The following is a 17,419-nucleotide window of genomic DNA, read 5'->3' as shown; positions in this document are numbered from 1 at the left end:
GCTTTTGCAGTCTAGTCTTTGTAAAATTTCTGGCTGAACTTCACTGTTTCCCGAAGATTGCTGCCCTCAGGCTGCACCTGGATGGTGAAGTGTAGCAATTCATCATGGGTAAACTTGAAGGAGGACAGGTAATACATAGCGTCACCTTCATCAACCAGCCAGGTTTTCAAATTCTTTTTCTGCGCCATAAGGTTGGCAGACTCCACAGCCACTTTAGCTTTGACCGACTTGCCGTTCTTCAATACGGAAGTGTTGATCAATCCAAGTTTTGGAGAGCGTTCAATGCCGTACGCCTTGGCCACATTTGGGAGCAGAAACGTACTGTTAAAGGCGTTGTAATGAACTACGTAATCGCCGAATGACTTTTCTGCAGCTTTCGCCGTGCCAGATAGAGCCAAGCCCATACATACCAGTGTGAATAGACGTTTAAAGATATTTAAATATGCGGTGTTCATAGACAAAAACCTTTTCTAATTATTTGGGCCTGAGATGATAAATAGCCACTTCGCCGAACAGGTTCGGCATCAGTTGCGCCAGAGGGTTGCTCTGGTGCTGCTGGTCTGTCACCAACCGGTTTACGATGCGCAGTCTTTTGTTATGACATAACGCCTCAAAGTCACGAAAAGTACAGAAGTGAATATTAGGCGTGTCATACCAAGAGTACGGCATAAATTCTGAAACTGGCATACGTCCTTTCAGAGAAAGATAAAGGCGACAGCGCCAGTGGCCGAAGTTTGGAAAGGTCACGATACATTCCTTGCCCACCCGCAGCATTTCATCAAGAACCTTGTCGGGGTTATGAAGAGCCTGAAGTGCAGATGTCATCACTACAGTATCAAAACTGCAATCTGCAAAGTTGAGCAGACCTTTATCAATATCCTGCTCAATAACATTTACCCGACGCTTAAGGCATTGGAGAATGTTGCCCTCGTTAATCTCCAGCCCGTAACCTTGAACATGTTTGTTTTTCTGTAACAGCTGAAGCAGTTCGCCATCACCACAGGCGAGATCAAGAATATGGCTGCCCGGTGTAATCCATTGGCTGATAACTTCGAAATCTTTTCTCATTAGATCGCACTCCCTGTTAGCAGCGCATCACTTTCATCCGCTACATGTTCCATCCAGGCTGTTAGAGCCGCCGTGTAACGGGGAATGTCCATCAGGAATGCATCATGTCCTTGGGGAGCTTCAACTTTCAGGTAGCTGACTTCTTTCTGAGCCGTGTGAAGGGCATTTGCAATCTCTTCTGAGCGCTCAGGGCTGAAGCGCCAGTCAGTAGTAAACGCGATTACAAGGAATTTGGCAGTGGCATGAGACAACGCTTCAACAAGGTTGTTGTTATAACGGCTTGCAGGGTCGTAGTAATCCAGTACCCGAGTCATTAACAGGTAGGTGTTGGCATCAAAGCGTTTACTGAAAGATTCTCCCTGATAGCGCAGGTAACTTTCTACCTGAAACTCAATGCCGAAATCAAAATTGAAATGCTTGTCTTTCATCTCCCGACCGAACTTGGCTTTCATGGCATCGTCAGAAAGATAGGTGATGTGCCCTACCATTCGGGCAAGCCCAAGCCCTGATGCTGGCAAAGTGCCTTTGTCCAGATAGTGGCCGTCGTGAAAATCCGGGTCAGACATGATGGCCTGCCGGGCCACTTCGTTAAAGGCGATGTTTTGGGCAGAAAGCTTTGGTGCAGAAGCGATAACGACAGCATTCCTCAGTCGGTCAGGATAGCGAATAGACCATTCCAGAACCTGCATTCCCCCAAGGCTACCGCCAACAATAGCTGCCCATTGCTTGATACCAAGATGGTCTGCCAGACGAGCTTGGCTCTCTACCCAGTCATCAACTGTCACTACTGGAAAATCAGGCCCCCAGAGTTTTCCTGTTTCAGGATTGATACTGGTTGGTCCAGTACTGCCAGCACAGCCACCAAGGTTATTCAGGCAGACAACAAAGAAACGGTTGGTATCAATGGCTTTACCGGGACCAATGCTTGTATCCCACCAACCTGGTTTGCGGTCATCTTGTGAGTGATAACCTGCAGCATGGTGATCGCCGCTAAGAGCGTGACAGATAAGAACAGCATTGGTGCGGCTGGTATTCAGCGTGCCGTAGGTTTCTACCATCAAGTCATATTGAGGGAGATCGCGGCCACAGCTGAGAGTGAGGGGTGTGGTAAATGAAACAAGTTCAGGCGTTACCAGCCCAACAGAGTTATCCTGAGCGATCTCCGGCATCGTTATAGCGTCATCTCTATTTTATGGATTTTGATGTATTCACGGCAGTCTAAAGAGGGGGCGCCGGGTGCGCAATAGCACCCGGCTGGCAAGAGTCGTCGCAAACTACCCTAAAGCTTGTCAGGCGATGGCTGTGCCAGCATGGAGATGGACAATATTTCCTTCACGACGTGCTGGTGCGGGGCGGCGAATTTCTTTAATCAGAACATCAATCTGCGCCAGCTGGTGTTCGGTATCATGGATAAACTGGTCCAGTTTACCCAACAGCCTTTCCCTATTGCAGTCGTTCAGGGTTAACGCCCGAAGCTGAACAAGCTGTTCTTCAAGAAGCTGCTTCTGCTCAAGAGCATGCTGAGTCATGGGTAGAAGAGCATTCTCAGCCCAATTACCCGCATCCATAGCCATCTTGTTATGAAGTGTTGTTACTTCCTGTGCCAGCGTAGCCAGGAATCTACGAGCAACCGTGCTCTGGTTTGCCAGAACAGTACTGAAACGTTTTCGGAAGTGATCTGCCCTATTTCTGATAGCTTCAAGTTCGTCAATGTAAGGGCGAGTAATAAACGGCTTTGGCTTCAGCGGGTCGTTAGAAGTTTTAGTCCTGTGTCGCTCGTAAATTGAGTTAATAAGCCTGTTAGCGAGTTTGGCTTCCGTTCCCAACTGGTAGATATCATCATGAACCAGATCAAAAAACTTTGAGATTGCCTGGCCTATTCCTGCTGTGGTCAGGCTACCACGAATATGCGCTTGAACCTGCAGGAGCCGGTTTTGGAAAACCTCTGGGCGACATGCTTGTGAAAGAGCATCTCCTTGCTTGGCAATGAGTCGCTTGCTGGATTTCAACGTTAGTAAACGACGGTGATGCAGGTTGTGAAGCTCACGGGTACGGGTTGTCAGCTCAGAAATAAGATATCGATTACCTTTACGGCTGCTATTCATCTTCCATTGTTGAGAAGAGAGGTCTTTTTGCCGTTTCTGAAGAATTGAACGACTGTTACCCAGCATGGTTAGAAGGCTCTGGATGACATGACGGCTGATCAAAAACTCTTGCCGGGAAACAAGTTCTCTGGAAAGCAATTTCTCCAAAGTCTGAATTCCGCTTTTCTGCAGTTTCTGCTGGTCATGTTGAAGGCGGCCGGTTAAAGCATCTCTGGCCGACATGGGTAGTACATCAGAGGCTGAAATCTGGAGTTTTTGAGCAGTCGCATGGCGGATGTCGTCCACCATCATTCGTACCTGTTCTTCCGTCATCAAAGGGTCGCTGATTGTGTCGACCTTGTTAAGAATTGCGAAAAGGTTGGACGGGCGGTGGTCATGAATATGGCGGATGTGGTCTTCCCACATCTGCATATCACTGGCGGTTACTCCGGTGTCGGCTCCCAGCAGAAAAACAATAGCGTCAGCTGCAGGCAACATGCTTAAAGTCAGCTCCGGTTCAGAGCCAAGAGCGTTGAGGCCTGGAGTATCAAGAATACGAAGCCCTTGTTTCAGTAATGGATGGTCAAAGTTCACCATGGCATGTCGCCAGGCTGGAATGCAGACATTGTTGTTATTGTTCAGGCTTGCATCGAGATGTTGCGGATCAAAACCAAGGGCAACAGCTTCTTCCGGGCTCACTTCTTTTGTATGGGCTACTGAAGACAGTGTTTGTGCCAGCTCAACAGGGTTGTCACCTGCAATAGCAATTTCATGCCACGCTTCTGGTGTGGCTTGCAGCTGCTGGATACTTTTTTCCTGCAGGCGGGTTTCTATTGGCAGAAGACGAAGGTTTGGAGACGCAGCAGGGTCATGGAAGATCTCTGTGGGGCACATTGTCGTGCGCCCGACTCTTGACGGCAGAAGTCGCTTACCGACAGTACTGAAGAACAGTGCGTTAATCAGTTCAGTTTTTCCTCTGGAAAATTCACCAACAAAGGCCAGAGTCACGTTGTTGTTAGACAGTGTCTGTCTATAAGACAACAGCTGAGCGTTCAAATCCTGAGACAACAGGTGATTGTGCTGTAGCCAGGCATGGTAACGACTGACTTGCACTAGTAGTGAACGTTTCCAGGCCAGATGGGCAGAGATTCCAGAATTTAGCTGTTGCACCTCACTCTCCTGTGGGGCTGAACTGTTTATTTGTGAGTGGATTATAACCACGCAAACACTATGGAGTCAGTCCTTCTGTATGATGTGAGACTAAGGTCTCATCAACTAAAGTTTTGAAGGCCAAATGTCTAATAGTTTTGTTTGAATGATTATCATACTTTGTTGTCAACGAAATCGGTGTATAGAGTTTGGAGCAAGGGATATGCCACAAACAAACGCCAGGATTGGCGATAAACTACAGAAACGCCCTATCCGGCAGCTCGCTCGGCGTATTTCTTACCCTTTGAGGCGACTGACATCTGATGCAATTGCTGGGCAAGCGCTCGTGGGTATTGGTGGAACGCTTGCTGGAGCGGGAACCGGTGCACTGATTTTGGGCGCATCAGTGAGCATGTTCACTCGCAATAGCAAATGGAGAGCAACATCTATCTCTATTGGCGCGATTTTGGGTGGAACCGTTGGAAGCACCATCGGCGGCGTATCGGGCATTGCTACTGGGTTGTTCATCGGAATGGTTCGATTGCCGTTCGCTATTGTGCAGAGCTTTAAGGAGCCTGATCCGACTTTATTAGTCACACCTTTTGAGAGAACAGTAAAAGGTGGCTGGAAGTTTCTGAATGATCCGGGCAAAGCCAGCTTAACCTTGAAGGAAACCTGTAGTTCACTATTCCCCGTCGGGAAGTAAAAGGTTCTTTAAGTAGAACACTTCCAAAAGAAAAGGCGCTGTTGATAGCGCCTTTTTCTTGTCTGATTTGTATTGGTTAAACCCCTGGAAGACCGACCCGCAGAATGTTGGGCAGTAGCTCTTTCAAGAAGAAAATCGCGAACATTACCACCATCACTGAAAAGTCGAGGCCACCCATTGGTGGAATCACTTTACGTACCCGGCTGCACAGAGGTTCTGTCAGCTGGTGTAAGAGCATCAGGCCTGGGTTATAGCTTCCGGGAGCAACCCAGCTGGCAATAACCATAATGATTAGCGCAAAGGTGTATAGATCAAGAAGGGTTTTCAGCAGGAAATACAAAGTTAGAACGGCAACGGTGCCCAGTGGCAGTTGCATGTATCCCAGAACCTTCATTTTCAGAACAACGAATACGCCCTGAACGATAAAGGCCAGAGCCAGTGCGGCAATGTCCATTCCGCCAAAGCCGGGGATAAGCTTGCGCAGTGGGTTCAGCAGCGGACTTGTGACTTTCACAATCGCCTGGGAAATCGGGTTATAAAAATCGGCTTTTACCAGCTGTAGCAGAAAACGCAGCAGGATGGCCATGACAAACAGGCTGCCAATGGTATCTATTAAAAAAGTAATTATGGACATTCAGGATTGTCTCGTTTGGTATCCCGTCATTGTTACATAGAAATATGGGGGACATTCGCCCCCAATACAATGGTTAGGGTGTATCAGTTGTTATTATTTGTGTGTGCTGAACAGCTCTGCCATTTCCTGTGCTCTTCCTTTGCAGGCCGTCATGGCGTTGTCCACAAGCTCTCTCATTCCACCCTTTTCAAAAGTGAGGATAGCTTGCTCAGTTGTTCCTCCGGGAGAGGTCACTCGGCGGCGGAGCTCGGCAACATCCACATCACTCTCTTTAGCCATCATTGCAGCGCCAAGGGCTGTTTGGGATACCAGTCGAGCGGCAGTTTCTCTTGGTACACCGAGCTTTTCACCAGCCTCAATCATGGATTCCATCATCAAGAAGAAGTAAGCCGGGCCACTGCCAGACAGGGCAATAACATCGTCAATGCCCTCTTCGGTATCAACCCACAGGCTGATACCTACAGCGTTCATAACCTGCTCGGTAAGTTCTTTCTGTTCAGCAGTGACAAGCTTGTTGGCATACAAGCCTGATGCTCCAAGCTGCATCAGAGCCGGTGTGTTGGGCATGCAGCGGACAATGGCAAGATTACCACCAGCCCATGAGTTAAGGCTGGACTCTGGAACACCGGCAGCAACAGAAACCAGAAGAGGACGGCTCTTTTGGAAGCTTTCTGCAAGAGGTTCCAGAACCTTTTGCATAATCTGAGGCTTAACTGCCATCACTACAACATCTGCAGTTGTTACTGCGTGGCCATTATCTGAAGTGGTCTGGATTCCAAACTCACTGTTGAGTTGCTTAAGCTTTGCCTCTGCTGGCTCAGAAGCAAGAATGCTTTGTGCGGGCCAGCCATTCTTAATCAGGCCACCAATGATGCTGGCTGCCATATTACCGGCACCAATAAAGGCCAGAGTTGGTGATACGCTCATGTTTTTGATTCCGTCAGAATTTGTATTGTTCGATCAGGCTTTTGAATAATCCCGGGCACCAAAGAGAGCTGTGCCGATACGCACGATAGTTGCGCCCTCTTCTATGGCGGCTCCCATGTCTCCAGTTGTTCCCATAGACAGGGTATCCAGCTGTTGTTCCGGAAACTGGATTTTAAGCCGATCCATCAAAGCTCTTATGGCTTTAAAAGGACGTCGTTGCTGTTCGTGGCCTTCACTGGGTGCAGGAATAGCCATCAGTCCACGCAGCTTAACACCTTTCAGTGCTACTATTTCTTTTGCTGCGGCAAGCACTTCGTTGGCCGTAAATCCGGATTTTGTTGATTCATTATCAATGTTCACTTGAAGGCAAATATTGAGTGGAGTCATGTTGTTCGGGCGCTGTTCGCTGAGCCGACGGGCAATTTTGAGCCTGTCGATACTGTGCACCCAGTCAAAATTTTCAGCCACCGGACGGCTTTTGTTGGATTGGATTGGACCAATAAAGTGCCAGACAATACCCTCAAGATCAGACAATTCGGCGATTTTATCTACGCTTTCCTGTACATAGTTCTCACCGAAGTCTCTTTGTCCGCATTCCCAGGCTTCCCGAATCATCTCCACAGGCTTGGTTTTACTCACAGCAAGAAGCTTGACTTCGTTGCTGCGTCCACACTTTCCCGCAACTTCGAGAATGTGTTCACGGGTCGTCCGTATGCGCGTTTCTATTGAGCTCATTGCCGTGTAGTATCTTGAAAATTCAGTATTTGCCGATGATGGTTTTACCATTGCTGGCATATTAACTAAAAAGATTATAAAGCGAATTAAAAGAGCAGTCTGGCTTATTTAGCGAATGCTGACTGTTATTGGGAGAAGATATGGAAATTACCGAGCTTCTGGCCTTCGGCGTTAAACAGGGTTCTTCAGATTTGCATCTGTCTGCAGGCCTGCCTCCAATGATCCGTATTGATGGCGATGTACGCCGGATCAACCTTCCTGCCCTTTCCCACAAAGAAGTTCACGCGCTGATTTATGACATCATGAATGATAAGCAGCGTAAGGACTTTGAAGAGCGTCTCGAAACAGATTTCTCGTTTGATGTGCCGGGAGTGGCTCGTTTTCGTGTAAACGCCTTTAACCAGGGGCGCGGTGCTGGCGCTGTATTCCGTACCATCCCATCCAAAGTTCTGAGTATGGATGATCTAGGTATGGGGCAAGTCTTTAAGGAGATATCTAATGCTCCCCGAGGTCTCTGTGTTGTCACCGGGCCAACCGGTTCAGGTAAGTCCACCACATTGGCGGCAATGATCGATTACATAAACGAGAACCATTACGGTCATATTTTGACTATTGAAGACCCTATCGAATTTGTTCATGAGCCGAAAAAATGTCTGATTAACCAGCGGGAAGTACATAGAGACACTCACAGCTTTAACGACGCCCTGCGTTCAGCTCTTCGTGAAGATCCAGACATCATCCTGGTTGGTGAAATGCGGGATCTGGAGACCATTCGTCTTGCTTTGACTGCGGCGGAAACCGGTCACATGGTTTTCGGAACCTTGCACACTACTTCAGCGGCAAAAACTATTGACCGTATTGTGGATGTATTTCCGGCTGAAGAAAAAGCCATGGTGCGTTCCATGCTTTCAGAATCCCTTCAGGCGGTTGTTGCCCAGACTCTGCTCAAGAAGAAAGGCGGTGGCCGGGTAGCGGCCCACGAAATCATGTTAGGAACACCAGCGATCCGTAACCTGATACGGGAAGATAAAGTGGCTCAGATGTATTCTGCGATCCAGACCGGTGGCAAGCTTGGTATGCAGACACTGGACAGTTGTCTACGCAACCTGCTCGATAAAGGGATTATCTCTGTTGAGGCCGCTAAAGAAAAAGCCAAAAATCCGGACTCTTTCTAAGTCGCGGGTAGAATAAAACAGGAAAGTTGGAATATGGATTTAACGCCGCTGCTGAAGTTAATGGTGGAAAAAAAGGCTTCAGACCTTTTTGTAACTGCGGGTATGCCTCCGAGTATTAAAGTTAATGGTCGGATTGTGCCGGTCACCAAGCAGCCCCTGTCTCCGGAGCAAGCTCGGGATACAGTGCTTGCCCTAATGAATGACGACCAGCAGGAAATGTTCGACAGAGAACATGAATGTAACTTTGCCATAAGTGCCAGAGGAGTAGGCCGATTCCGTGTCAGTGCCTTCTACCAACGTAATCTGGCTGGCATGGTTTTACGGCGTATCGAAACAACGATTCCTGATGTGGATGATCTTGGCCTGCCAGATATTATTAAAGAACTGGCCATGACCAAGCGTGGTTTGATTATTTTTGCCGGTGGTACCGGTACCGGTAAATCTACCTCGCTAGCTTCCATGATTGGGCACAGGAACAACAACAGTTCCGGTCATATCATCTCTATAGAGGATCCCATCGAATTTATCCATCAACATAAAAGCTGCATTGTTACTCAGCGTGAAGTGGGATTGGATACCGAGAGTTTTGAAGTCGCCCTGAAAAATACTCTGCGTCAGGCCCCCGATGTCATCATGATTGGTGAGGTGCGGAGCCGGGAAACGATGGAGCATGCCGTGGCTTTTGCGGAAACTGGTCACCTTTGCCTGGCGACTCTCCACGCCAACAATGCAAACCAAGCGCTGGATCGCATCATTCATTTCTTCCCGGCTGATCGTCACCAGCAGGTGTGGATGGACTTGTCTCTAAACCTTAAAGGAATTATTGGGCAGCAGTTAATCCAGGCTCCTGATGGCAAAAGCCGTCGTCCGGCGGTAGAAGTGTTGATCAATACTCCGTTGGCATCGGACATGATCCGCAAGGGCGATGTCCACGAACTGAAATCACTAATGGCTCGTTCCAATGAGCAGGGAATGCAAACCTTCGATCAGGCTATTTACGAGCTTTATAATAATGGCGAGATCACCTACGAAGATGCGTTGGCTCATGCGGACTCAGCTAATGATCTTCGTTTGATGATAAAGCTAGGTTCAGAAACTGATGCTGGCCATCTGAACAAGATGGCCGGAGGTTTGAGTATTCAGGATGAGGATGATCACCTGTAAAGGTTATTCTCCACCTGCCAATAGTTCGGTACCCTCTCCATTCATCCAGCTTTCCAGAATAAGTTGGGCCGCCATTCCATCCACAGGGTCACTGCCATAGTGACCCTTATGTCCAAGTTTTCCTGCCCACTCTTTGGCTTCAAAAGATGTCAATCGCTCGTCGGTTGGGTGCCAGGGTTTGTTGAAGCGACCTTTCAGACGGTTGCCAAACTTGCGAGCCCGGCGAGACATCTCTGACTCAGTGCCATCCATATTCAGAGGAATACCAACCACAAAAGCATCAGGTTGCCACTCTTCAATAATGCGTCCCAGCTCATCCCAGTTAGGAATGCCATCTTTAGCCCGAATGGGGGTAATAGCATTGGCTGTGCGGGTGATGGCCTGCCCCATAGCAATGCCAATATTGCGGGTTCCAAAATCGAAGCCCATAACAGATTTGTAAGTCAGTTCAGTCATCTGGTTTATGCGTGGCCAGCCTCAAGGCTGAGCATGTTGAGATCAATGCCGATTTTGGCAACAGCGCGCTCAAGGCGTTGTTCAAATGGCGTTGTGAAGAGAATAGCTTTATCGGCAGGGCTGTTCAGCCAGAGATTGCTGGCAAGCTCCTGTTCCAATTGTCCGGCGCCCCACCCTGCATAACCAAGAGTGATCAGAGCCAGATGTGGCCCTTCACCGGAACCAATGCTGGTGAGGATATCTCGAGATGATGTCAGGGCAATATCGCTGGTGACTGGGATAGATACACTTTCATCCAGTTCCCCTGAGTAGGTGTGAAGAATAAATCCATGATCAGTATCAACAGGGCCACCGAGAAAAACACTTTTCATCCGTTGTTCCTGATCTGGCAGGTAGTCGATATCTATTTTTTTAAACAACTCTTCAACGCTGATATCCAGTGGACGGTTGATAACAACACCCATGGAGCCTTCTTCATTGTGTTCACACAGATAAATGACCGCACCGGTAAAATGCGGGTCATTCATTTGTGGCATGGCAATGAGTAAAGTATCTTGCAGGCTGTTATGAGTTGCTGTTTCGATCATTTTATTCCTTACCCGCCAAAGACGTTCCCAGGTTCAAAGCGCCAGGTTCTGATGATTTCAATAACATCATACTCCTGTAATTCTGATGGGAAAGGAGAGAACGGTGACGACATTCGCACAATATTTTTTGCCGATTCATCAAGAACGTTATAACCGGAAGACCGGATCACCTCTATAGCCTTAAGGCTTCCGTCCCTGCGAATCTGTACGGCTAAACGTAGCTCGCCGTATATCTTCTGCTTCCGTGCTTCAACAGGATAGTTGATCTGACCTATGCGCATAACTTTGCGCCGCCAGGCTTCCTGATAAAACACATCGGCTTTGCGAGTGGAGGCTGAGTTTATCCTGTGGACGACCGGCTTTTTAGCATAGGCCTGCCGTTTTCGGAAAAAATCAGCTTCAAGGCTGGCAATCTCTGCGCTGAGGTCTATCTGACGTCTAGGTGGTTCTTCCACTGGAACAGGGTTTGGTTTTTCCTGGACTTTCTGTGATTGCACCTTCGTCTCTGAACGAACAGAGGTAACCCGTTCCGCTTTCTTATCCTGGGTTTTTTGTAGCTGGGCGGTTTGCTGCTGCAATTGCACAGTTTCTGGTTTGTCACTCTGGAAAGGTGTTTTTACATCACTGGAAGGTTTGGCTTTTTCATCCAGAGAACCACTGCCCTGCTGATTATCCTGTGCCAGATAATCGGCTTTTTTGGGGGCTTCAGTTGTGGGAAATTTTGCCAGAGTGATTTCCAGCGTACGGGCTGGCGGCTCTGGCTCCTGTAAGGCAAAGCTCAGCCCGTAAATCAGAAAGCCATGTAAGACCACTGCTATCAAAACACTGATTGCAGTGGCAGGCTTCAACAGGGAAGAGTTAAGAATATTCACGAAAAACGTCTTTATTGTTCTGCTCCTGCGCTTTTCTCCGCAGACGGTGTTTAATGGCTGTTCAGTTTTTCACTGATGACATCCATCAGTTTGTCAGCAATAACCACGCCCTGTTGGTCTTCGATCTCTCGCAGGCATGTTGGGCTGGTTACGTTAATCTCGGTTAGATAATCACCAATAACATCCAGGCCAACGAAAATTAACCCTTTCTCTTTAAGAGTGGGCCCTACCTGCCCGGCAATCCAGCGATCTCTGTCTGACAGTGGCTGGCTGACACCTGTACCGCCAGCGGCAAGGTTGCCCCGGGTTTCACCTTTCTGGGGAATTCTTGCGAGAGAATAAGGAACCGGCTCGCCATCAATCATAAGAATGCGCTTGTCGCCTTCGGTAATCTCCGGGATAAAACGCTGGGCCATAATCTGTTGTTGCCCATAGTTCGTCAATGTTTCAAGGATCACACTGATATTTGGGTCACCTTTTTTTACCCGAAAGATGGCTGTGCCGCCCATGCCGTCCAGAGGTTTGTAAATAACATCCTCGTGTTTAGCAGCAAAAGACTTCAGGGTTTTCATATCCCGGCTAACCATACTGTGGGCTGAGCACTGGGGAAACAGGGTGGCGAAGTATTTTTCGTTACAGTCACGCAGGCTGGAAGGCTTGTTAACAATCAGGGTGCCCGCCTGTTCTGCCTGTTCAAGAATGTATGTGCTGTAGATGAACTCGTTATCGAAAGGAGGGTCCTTGCGCATCAGAATGACGTTCAGGGATGAAAGCTCTTCTGCTTTCCTCTCTCCCAGAGTGAACCAGTCGGCAGGATCGTTGCGAACGTCTAGTGTTGCCATTTGCCCCATGGCAACACCATCCTCTTGATAAAGATCGCTTTGCTCCATATAGAACAATTGCCAGCCACGCTTCTGAGCCGCCAGTAGCATAGCCAGAGAAGTGTCTTTTTTGAAATTGATGCCCTGTATAGGGTCCATCACGATGCCGAGGCGAATGCTCATGTGTGCGATCCACTGCAGTAACACAACTGATCAGACAGTGTATCGAAAGACTGCCTGCGAACCCAGCTTGGTATGAGTTTTGTTTTTAAAAGTGCCTGCGGTGAAAGTGATAGGGGGTTGATGGATGTCATAGAACTCAATACAAAATCCGGCAAGGATAGAGGCCTAAAAATACCAGTTCGAGTTGTACTAATGATAAGAAGAAGTATGAAAGCGTTTTCAGTTGTGGCGCTTTTGCTGGGGGCGGCATTCACTCAGGCAAATGATCGATTAACTTTACTCACAGAAAGTTATCCTCCGTTTAATATGAGCATTGACGATCGAAACTTTGCCAGAGGTGATGGTGTTGATGGGATATCAACTGACATTGTTCGTGAAATGATGCGACGTGCCGGTGTGGAATACACACTCACGCTTCGGTTTCCTTGGAGTAAGGTTTATAACCTGACTCTAAATAAGGCCAATTACGGTGTCTTTTCTACTGCCAGAAGTGCAGAACGAGAAGATTCATTTAAATGGGTTGGGCCCATTGTGGATAATGACTATGTTGTGTTCTCCCTGCCAGGAAAAAAAATAAAAATAAACAACTTTGAAGATATGAAGAAGTACAAGGTTGGTGCTTACAAAGACGACTATGTCACAAACGTTCTCAAGAAGAACGGCGTTAAAGTGCTGGAGACGTTAAAAGACAGTTACAACGCAACCAAGCTTAAAGAAGGGCGGATAGATCTGTGGGCAAGCGGTAGCTTGTCTGGTCCCTACGGTGCCGACCAGGTTGGTGTCACAGGCTTGAAACAAGTCTATCTCGTTGAGTCCAAAGGCCTCTATTTGGCGCTGAATAGCAGTACGCCCAATCGCATTGTGAAAAAGTTACAGGTCGTTCTGGATCAAATGAAAAGTGATGGTTCTGTTGATGGGATATACGATCAGTACCGATGAGTCGACTGCTTTAGACCGCCGTGAACGTGATCCAGTTGTCTTCTGCTGTTGGTGGTGAGAAGGAATGTGTGGTAAAAAAGCAGGCAATGTATCTGTAATATGCAGACGATAATAATAAGAAATATCCTGATGTATTTATTAGGGTTTACAGCAGAATAATAGCTGGCTGTGCATTCAATGGCCTGTCAGGGGATAAGGTACAAAAAAAGATGAGTGACGATTTCGCTAATCTCCGGGTAATGATTATTGATGACAGTAAGACTATACGGCGTACAGCAGAAACCCTGCTGAAAAAAGCTGGCTGTGAAGTTATTACTGCAATCGATGGTTTTGATGCACTGGCCAAAATTGCCGATACACGACCCCATGTGATTTTTGTTGATATTATGATGCCGCGTCTCGATGGCTACCAAACCTGTGCGCTGATTAAAAATAACAGCCACTTTAAGAGCACGCCTGTCATTATGCTGTCTAGTAAAGACGGCCTGTTTGATAAAGCCAAAGGCAGGATTGTTGGCTCCGATGAATATTTGACCAAGCCATTCAGTAAAGATGAGTTGCTTGATGCAATTAAAGAGCATGCTCCGGAAGCGGCTTGAGAAGCAAAAAATACAGCGTAATTAGCGCTGCTGTGTAAGACACAAAGAACAGTTACTGATAGCAGTTATTCATTTGTTAACTGTTTGTTTATGGGGGAAAGATGGCTCGAGTATTGATCGTTGATGATTCACCAACGGAAACCGTGATTCTGGAAAAAATTCTGACGAAAAACGGTCATGAAGTTCTCAAAGCTGAAAATGGTGCTGACGGTGTCGCTCTGTGTCGTGCAGAAAAGCCAGATGCAGTATTGATGGATATTGTTATGCCGGGTTTGAATGGTTTTCAGGCAACGCGCCAGTTAAGTCGCGGAGCAGAAACCAGTGATATTCCGGTTATTATTGTGACGACTAAAGATCAGGAAACTGACAGGGTCTGGGGAGAGCGTCAGGGAGCGAAAGGTTATCTGACCAAACCAGTTGATGAAAGCAAGTTGCTCAGTGCGCTTAAAAGCGTAATGGCAGCCTGATAACTTTTGAAACTGCTGCTTTAGCAGCGCGGATGAAGCGGTGAAGATAACGTTATGAAGGGCTCGTCATGAAGAGAACGGAAACTCCTTTTGAGCTGTTGCTGGATCTGGATCAGCGAGCCAGAGAACATGCTGCAGGTCTGCCCGCTCAGGAAGAAGTAAGAAACTACTGGAGTGGTGTCGGATTTATGCTCAATGGGCAGCGTTATGTTTCCCCTCTTGAAGACGTGCATGAAATCCTTCATATCCCGGAAACTGTGACTGATATCCCTGGTGCTTACCCATGGGTAAAAGGTGTGGCGAACGTCCGTGGACGTTTGCTGCCACTGATTGATCTTAGTGGTTTCTTTGGATTTGAAAGTGGCCCTGTTCAGCAATCGGAGCAACGTGCTCTGGTTGTTGAACAGGGTGATTTGTATTGCGGCCTTGTTGTTGATGCGGTTTCGGGGCTGCAACATTTTGAAGTTGAAACATACAACAGCAGTATTCCGGTCAATATACCGGAGAATGTACGTTTCTGTATGGCAGGTAGTTACCAGCGTGAAGCCGAGTTTCTGGTACTCAGCTTCCGCACTCTGGCGAAGAGTGACAGGTTTCTACAAGTATCGCCGGGAAGTGCGGTGGCCTGATGTCAGACACTGAATCGGTAAAATAACAATAACAGGGAATGCTGCGGCTAGCGGGAGCCAGTAAAAACAATGAAAGCCAATGAATCTGGAAAAGGTGGTAGCAGGACAACAGGTGTCCTGTTTACCATCCTTGTCGTTTCACTTGTCGCAATGGTTGCGGCCTTCTGGTTTATTAACCGACAGGCCAACTTCGATAAGGAATATATTGCCCATGCTGGTGAATTGCGGGTTTTGTCCCAGCAGATCGCCAAGAACGCCACGGAAGCTGTATCGGGTAAGGAAGAGGCCTTTGGTCTTTTGCAGAATGCCCGGAATGAATTCCAGCGTCGCTATGACATTCTTGCCGGTGGTGATACCAAAATGGGATTGCCCGCTGCTTCTACGCAGCCAGGTATTGTTGGCGAACATATGTCTGACCTGTCTGTGACCTGGAACGCAGTGCGGGAAAACACCGACAGTATTGTTGATAACGAAGAAACAGTTTTGGCTCTTCACGATGTTGCTGCAACCCTGTCTGAAACCATTCCTCAGCTGCAGATTGAATACGACGAGATTGTGCAGATTCTTTTGGAAACAGAAGCTTCTGCCGACCAGGTTGTCATTGCTCAGGAGCAGTCACTGCGTGCGGAACGTATTGTAAACAGTATCGCCCGAGTTCTTGAAGGTGGTGAAAATGCAGTAATGGCTGCCGACAGTTTTGGTCGTGACGCCAAGCTGTTTGGCCGGGTGCTGAACGGAATGCTGGAAGGCAATCTTGCCATGGGCATTGATCAGGTGGAAGACGAAGAAGTTATCGACCTTCTGACTGAAATTGCAGACCTGTTCGAATTTGTATCTGGTTCTGTGGATGAGATTCTGGAAACTTCACCTGAGCTGTTCCTGGTAAGGGAAGCATCTGATGCGATTTTCGCAGATTCTCAGGAGTTGCTGGCTGATACATCCAACCTTGCCAACTCTTTTGAAAACCTGGCAGATGAACGGAATGTTGTGCAGGGTAACGAATACACTGTTGTTGCTCCCGGTATTATCGCCCTGCTCTCAGTTCTGCTGATTGGCTGGACGATGGTAAGGGGTACACGTGTCCGCCTGCAGGAAACTGCGGAAAGCAATGAAGCTAACCAGGCGGCAATCCTGCGACTGCTGGACGAACTGGCCGACCTCGCGGATGGTGACCTGACAGTCACTGCAACGGTAACCGAAGACTTTACCGGCGCGATAGCTGACTCCATCAACTTCTCTATTGAGCAGCTGCGTACACTGGTAGATACCATCAACCAAACTGCCCAGTCTGTATCCAACGCTGCGGACGAAACCCAAAGTACAGCACACCACCTGGCCGAAGCTGCCGAGCACCAGGCTCAGGAAATTGCCGGAGCATCCGCTGCGATTAACGAGATGGCGGTGTCCATCGACCAGGTATCTGCCAACGCTGTGGAATCTTCCTCGGTTGCGGACCGGTCGGTAGAACTGGCGAACAAGGGTAACGAGGTTGTACAGAATACAATCTCGGGCATGGATACCATCCGTGAGCAGATTCAGGATACTTCCAAGCGTATTAAACGACTGGGTGAATCTTCCCAGGAAATCGGTGACATCGTATCCCTGATTAACGATATTGCCGACCAGACCAACATCCTCGCACTTAACGCTGCTATCCAGGCTTCCATGGCCGGTGACGCAGGTCGAGGCTTCGCGGTGGTTGCGGACGAAGTACAGCGCCTTGCGGAACGCGCTTCTGCGGCAACCAAGCAGATTGAAGCTCTGGTAAAAGCCATCCAAACAGATACCAACGAAGCGGTTATCTCCATGGAACAAACCACCACTGAGGTGGTACGTGGAGCAAGTCTGGCACAGGATGCGGGTGTGTCTCTGGAAGAGATCGAAACGGTATCTCGTTCCTTGTCTGAACTGATTTCCAACATCTCCGGAGCTGCACGTCAGCAGGCGTCTTCTGCTGGTCACATCTCCAACACGATGAACGTAATCCAGGAAATCACCACGCAGACGTCTTCCGGTACTAACGCAACCGCGCGATCCATCGGTAACCTCGCCGACATGGCGGGTGACATGCGTGAGTCTGTATCCGGCTTTAAGCTTCCCGAAGGGGAAGAGGAAGCGACTTCTGAAGAAGAGAATTTCGCACAGGTATAAAGCCTGTGCAATTGAGGTCAGAGTCCTGACACCCCGTGGTTATGCACAACAGGCATAACCACGGCACATAAAA

The 17,419-nt window shown here is 48.2% G+C and carries 19 protein-coding genes; 8 read left to right on the top strand and 11 right to left on the bottom strand.

Annotated elements, in window-relative coordinates; translation table 11 throughout:
• Positions 1-11: 11 nt before the first annotated feature.
• The 4 genes from QMA35_RS01260 to QMA35_RS01245 all read right to left on the bottom strand — a co-directional run bounded on the left by QMA35_RS01260 (position 12) and on the right by QMA35_RS01245 (position 4,322).
• Entirely contained in the window at positions 12-455 is a 444-nt protein-coding gene (locus QMA35_RS01260; protein ID WP_281645309.1) for a DUF4426 domain-containing protein, read from the bottom strand.
• A 19-nt stretch (positions 456-474) separates the two neighbouring features.
• Positions 475-1,068 (bottom strand): methionine biosynthesis protein MetW, encoded by a 594-nt coding sequence (gene metW, locus QMA35_RS01255; RefSeq protein WP_281645308.1) that lies wholly within the window; start codon positions 1,066-1,068, stop codon positions 475-477.
• The gene (locus QMA35_RS01250) at positions 1,068-2,237 is read right to left on the bottom strand and encodes a homoserine O-acetyltransferase (protein WP_281645307.1); all 1,170 of its coding nucleotides are present in this window, start codon (positions 2,235-2,237) and stop codon (positions 1,068-1,070) included. The genes metW and QMA35_RS01250 overlap by 1 nt, the downstream gene beginning before the upstream one ends.
• Before the next feature lie 120 nt (positions 2,238-2,357).
• Positions 2,358-4,322, bottom strand: a complete 1,965-nt coding sequence (locus tag QMA35_RS01245) for a dynamin family protein (protein WP_281645306.1) — start codon at positions 4,320-4,322, stop codon at positions 2,358-2,360.
• Positions 4,323-4,524: 202 nt separating this feature from the next.
• Between QMA35_RS01245 and QMA35_RS01240 the strand changes: the two genes are divergently transcribed.
• Complete coding sequence (locus tag QMA35_RS01240; RefSeq protein WP_281645305.1) at positions 4,525-5,007, top strand: hypothetical protein; 483 nt, start codon at positions 4,525-4,527, stop codon at positions 5,005-5,007.
• A 76-nt stretch (positions 5,008-5,083) separates the two neighbouring features.
• Here QMA35_RS01240 and QMA35_RS01235 read toward each other — a convergent pair whose 3' ends face one another.
• From QMA35_RS01235 to QMA35_RS01225, 3 genes are all read right to left on the bottom strand, one after another.
• The gene (locus QMA35_RS01235) at positions 5,084-5,641 is read right to left on the bottom strand and encodes a YggT family protein (protein ID WP_281645304.1); all 558 of its coding nucleotides are present in this window, start codon (positions 5,639-5,641) and stop codon (positions 5,084-5,086) included.
• A 93-nt stretch (positions 5,642-5,734) separates the two neighbouring features.
• A complete protein-coding gene (gene proC, locus QMA35_RS01230) occupies positions 5,735-6,568 on the bottom strand; it encodes a pyrroline-5-carboxylate reductase (RefSeq protein WP_281645303.1) in 834 nt (277 codons plus the stop codon).
• A gap of 33 nt (positions 6,569-6,601) precedes the next feature.
• Positions 6,602-7,303: a YggS family pyridoxal phosphate-dependent enzyme gene (locus tag QMA35_RS01225; RefSeq protein ID WP_281645302.1), complete on the bottom strand. Its 702-nt coding sequence runs from the start codon at positions 7,301-7,303 to the stop codon at positions 6,602-6,604.
• A gap of 140 nt (positions 7,304-7,443) precedes the next feature.
• Between QMA35_RS01225 and QMA35_RS01220 the strand changes: the two genes are divergently transcribed.
• Both QMA35_RS01220 and QMA35_RS01215 read left to right on the top strand, forming a co-directional pair.
• On the top strand, positions 7,444-8,478 hold the full coding sequence (locus tag QMA35_RS01220) for a type IV pilus twitching motility protein PilT (protein ID WP_281645301.1): 1,035 nt from the start codon (positions 7,444-7,446) through the stop codon (positions 8,476-8,478).
• A 33-nt stretch (positions 8,479-8,511) separates the two neighbouring features.
• Positions 8,512-9,642, top strand: a complete 1,131-nt coding sequence (locus QMA35_RS01215; RefSeq protein WP_281645300.1) for a PilT/PilU family type 4a pilus ATPase — start codon at positions 8,512-8,514, stop codon at positions 9,640-9,642.
• A gap of 3 nt (positions 9,643-9,645) precedes the next feature.
• Here QMA35_RS01215 and ruvX read toward each other — a convergent pair whose 3' ends face one another.
• Genes ruvX through gshB form a run of 4 tightly spaced genes read right to left on the bottom strand, consistent with a single transcriptional unit; the run spans position 9,646 to position 12,561 of the window.
• The gene (gene ruvX, locus QMA35_RS01210; RefSeq protein WP_281645299.1) at positions 9,646-10,098 is read right to left on the bottom strand and encodes a Holliday junction resolvase RuvX; all 453 of its coding nucleotides are present in this window, start codon (positions 10,096-10,098) and stop codon (positions 9,646-9,648) included.
• 5 nt (positions 10,099-10,103) lie between these two features.
• Positions 10,104-10,685 carry a YqgE/AlgH family protein gene (locus QMA35_RS01205; protein ID WP_281645298.1) on the bottom strand — a complete coding sequence of 194 codons (582 nt, stop codon included), beginning with the start codon at positions 10,683-10,685 and terminating at the stop codon, positions 10,104-10,106.
• An 8-nt stretch (positions 10,686-10,693) separates the two neighbouring features.
• Positions 10,694-11,557: a TonB family protein gene (locus QMA35_RS01200; RefSeq protein WP_281645297.1), complete on the bottom strand. Its 864-nt coding sequence runs from the start codon at positions 11,555-11,557 to the stop codon at positions 10,694-10,696.
• A gap of 50 nt (positions 11,558-11,607) precedes the next feature.
• Positions 11,608-12,561 (bottom strand): glutathione synthase, encoded by a 954-nt coding sequence (gene gshB / locus QMA35_RS01195; protein ID WP_281645296.1) that lies wholly within the window; start codon positions 12,559-12,561, stop codon positions 11,608-11,610.
• 207 nt (positions 12,562-12,768) lie between these two features.
• Between gshB and QMA35_RS01190 the strand changes: the two genes are divergently transcribed.
• From QMA35_RS01190 to QMA35_RS01170, 5 genes are all read left to right on the top strand, one after another.
• Positions 12,769-13,500, top strand: a complete 732-nt coding sequence (locus QMA35_RS01190; RefSeq protein WP_281645295.1) for an ABC transporter substrate-binding protein — start codon at positions 12,769-12,771, stop codon at positions 13,498-13,500.
• Between the two features lie 209 nt (positions 13,501-13,709).
• A complete protein-coding gene (gene pilG, locus QMA35_RS01185) occupies positions 13,710-14,099 on the top strand; it encodes a twitching motility response regulator PilG (RefSeq protein ID WP_281645294.1) in 390 nt (129 codons plus the stop codon).
• Between the two features lie 101 nt (positions 14,100-14,200).
• Positions 14,201-14,566: a twitching motility response regulator PilH gene (gene pilH, locus QMA35_RS01180; RefSeq protein WP_281645293.1), complete on the top strand. Its 366-nt coding sequence runs from the start codon at positions 14,201-14,203 to the stop codon at positions 14,564-14,566.
• Positions 14,567-14,634: 68 nt separating this feature from the next.
• Positions 14,635-15,195: a chemotaxis protein CheW gene (locus QMA35_RS01175; RefSeq protein WP_281645292.1), complete on the top strand. Its 561-nt coding sequence runs from the start codon at positions 14,635-14,637 to the stop codon at positions 15,193-15,195.
• 69 nt (positions 15,196-15,264) lie between these two features.
• Complete coding sequence (locus QMA35_RS01170; RefSeq protein ID WP_281645291.1) at positions 15,265-17,346, top strand: methyl-accepting chemotaxis protein; 2,082 nt, start codon at positions 15,265-15,267, stop codon at positions 17,344-17,346.
• Positions 17,347-17,419: the final 73 nt, after the last annotated feature.

The sequence above is a fragment of the Parendozoicomonas sp. Alg238-R29 genome (assembly GCF_947331445.1).
Taxonomy (GTDB): Bacteria; Pseudomonadota; Gammaproteobacteria; order Pseudomonadales; family Endozoicomonadaceae; genus Sansalvadorimonas.
The sequence above is the reverse complement of the archived record's forward strand: the minus strand, read 5'-3'. Positions and strand labels throughout refer to the sequence as shown.

Excerpts from the sequence above, each read along its gene's own strand:
- QMA35_RS01260 (WP_281645309.1), bottom strand. The coding sequence starts at position 455 with ATGAACACCGCATATTTAAATATCTTTAAACGTCTATTCACACTGGTA.
- metW (WP_281645308.1), bottom strand. The coding sequence starts at position 1,068 with ATGAGAAAAGATTTCGAAGTTATCAGCCAATGGATTACACCGGGCAGC.
- QMA35_RS01250 (WP_281645307.1), bottom strand. The coding sequence starts at position 2,237 with ATGCCGGAGATCGCTCAGGATAACTCTGTTGGGCTGGTAACGCCTGAA.
- QMA35_RS01240 (WP_281645305.1), top strand. The coding sequence starts at position 4,525 with ATGCCACAAACAAACGCCAGGATTGGCGATAAACTACAGAAACGCCCT.
- QMA35_RS01235 (WP_281645304.1), bottom strand. The coding sequence starts at position 5,641 with ATGTCCATAATTACTTTTTTAATAGATACCATTGGCAGCCTGTTTGTC.
- proC (WP_281645303.1), bottom strand. The coding sequence starts at position 6,568 with ATGAGCGTATCACCAACTCTGGCCTTTATTGGTGCCGGTAATATGGCA.
- QMA35_RS01225 (WP_281645302.1), bottom strand. The coding sequence starts at position 7,303 with ATGAGCTCAATAGAAACGCGCATACGGACGACCCGTGAACACATTCTC.
- QMA35_RS01220 (WP_281645301.1), top strand. The coding sequence starts at position 7,444 with ATGGAAATTACCGAGCTTCTGGCCTTCGGCGTTAAACAGGGTTCTTCA.
- QMA35_RS01215 (WP_281645300.1), top strand. The coding sequence starts at position 8,512 with ATGGATTTAACGCCGCTGCTGAAGTTAATGGTGGAAAAAAAGGCTTCA.
- ruvX (WP_281645299.1), bottom strand. The coding sequence starts at position 10,098 with ATGACTGAACTGACTTACAAATCTGTTATGGGCTTCGATTTTGGAACC.
- QMA35_RS01205 (WP_281645298.1), bottom strand. The coding sequence starts at position 10,685 with ATGATCGAAACAGCAACTCATAACAGCCTGCAAGATACTTTACTCATT.
- gshB (WP_281645296.1), bottom strand. The coding sequence starts at position 12,561 with ATGAGCATTCGCCTCGGCATCGTGATGGACCCTATACAGGGCATCAAT.
- QMA35_RS01190 (WP_281645295.1), top strand. The coding sequence starts at position 12,769 with ATGAAAGCGTTTTCAGTTGTGGCGCTTTTGCTGGGGGCGGCATTCACT.
- pilG (WP_281645294.1), top strand. The coding sequence starts at position 13,710 with ATGAGTGACGATTTCGCTAATCTCCGGGTAATGATTATTGATGACAGT.
- pilH (WP_281645293.1), top strand. The coding sequence starts at position 14,201 with ATGGCTCGAGTATTGATCGTTGATGATTCACCAACGGAAACCGTGATT.
- QMA35_RS01175 (WP_281645292.1), top strand. The coding sequence starts at position 14,635 with ATGAAGAGAACGGAAACTCCTTTTGAGCTGTTGCTGGATCTGGATCAG.
- QMA35_RS01170 (WP_281645291.1), top strand. The coding sequence starts at position 15,265 with ATGAAAGCCAATGAATCTGGAAAAGGTGGTAGCAGGACAACAGGTGTC.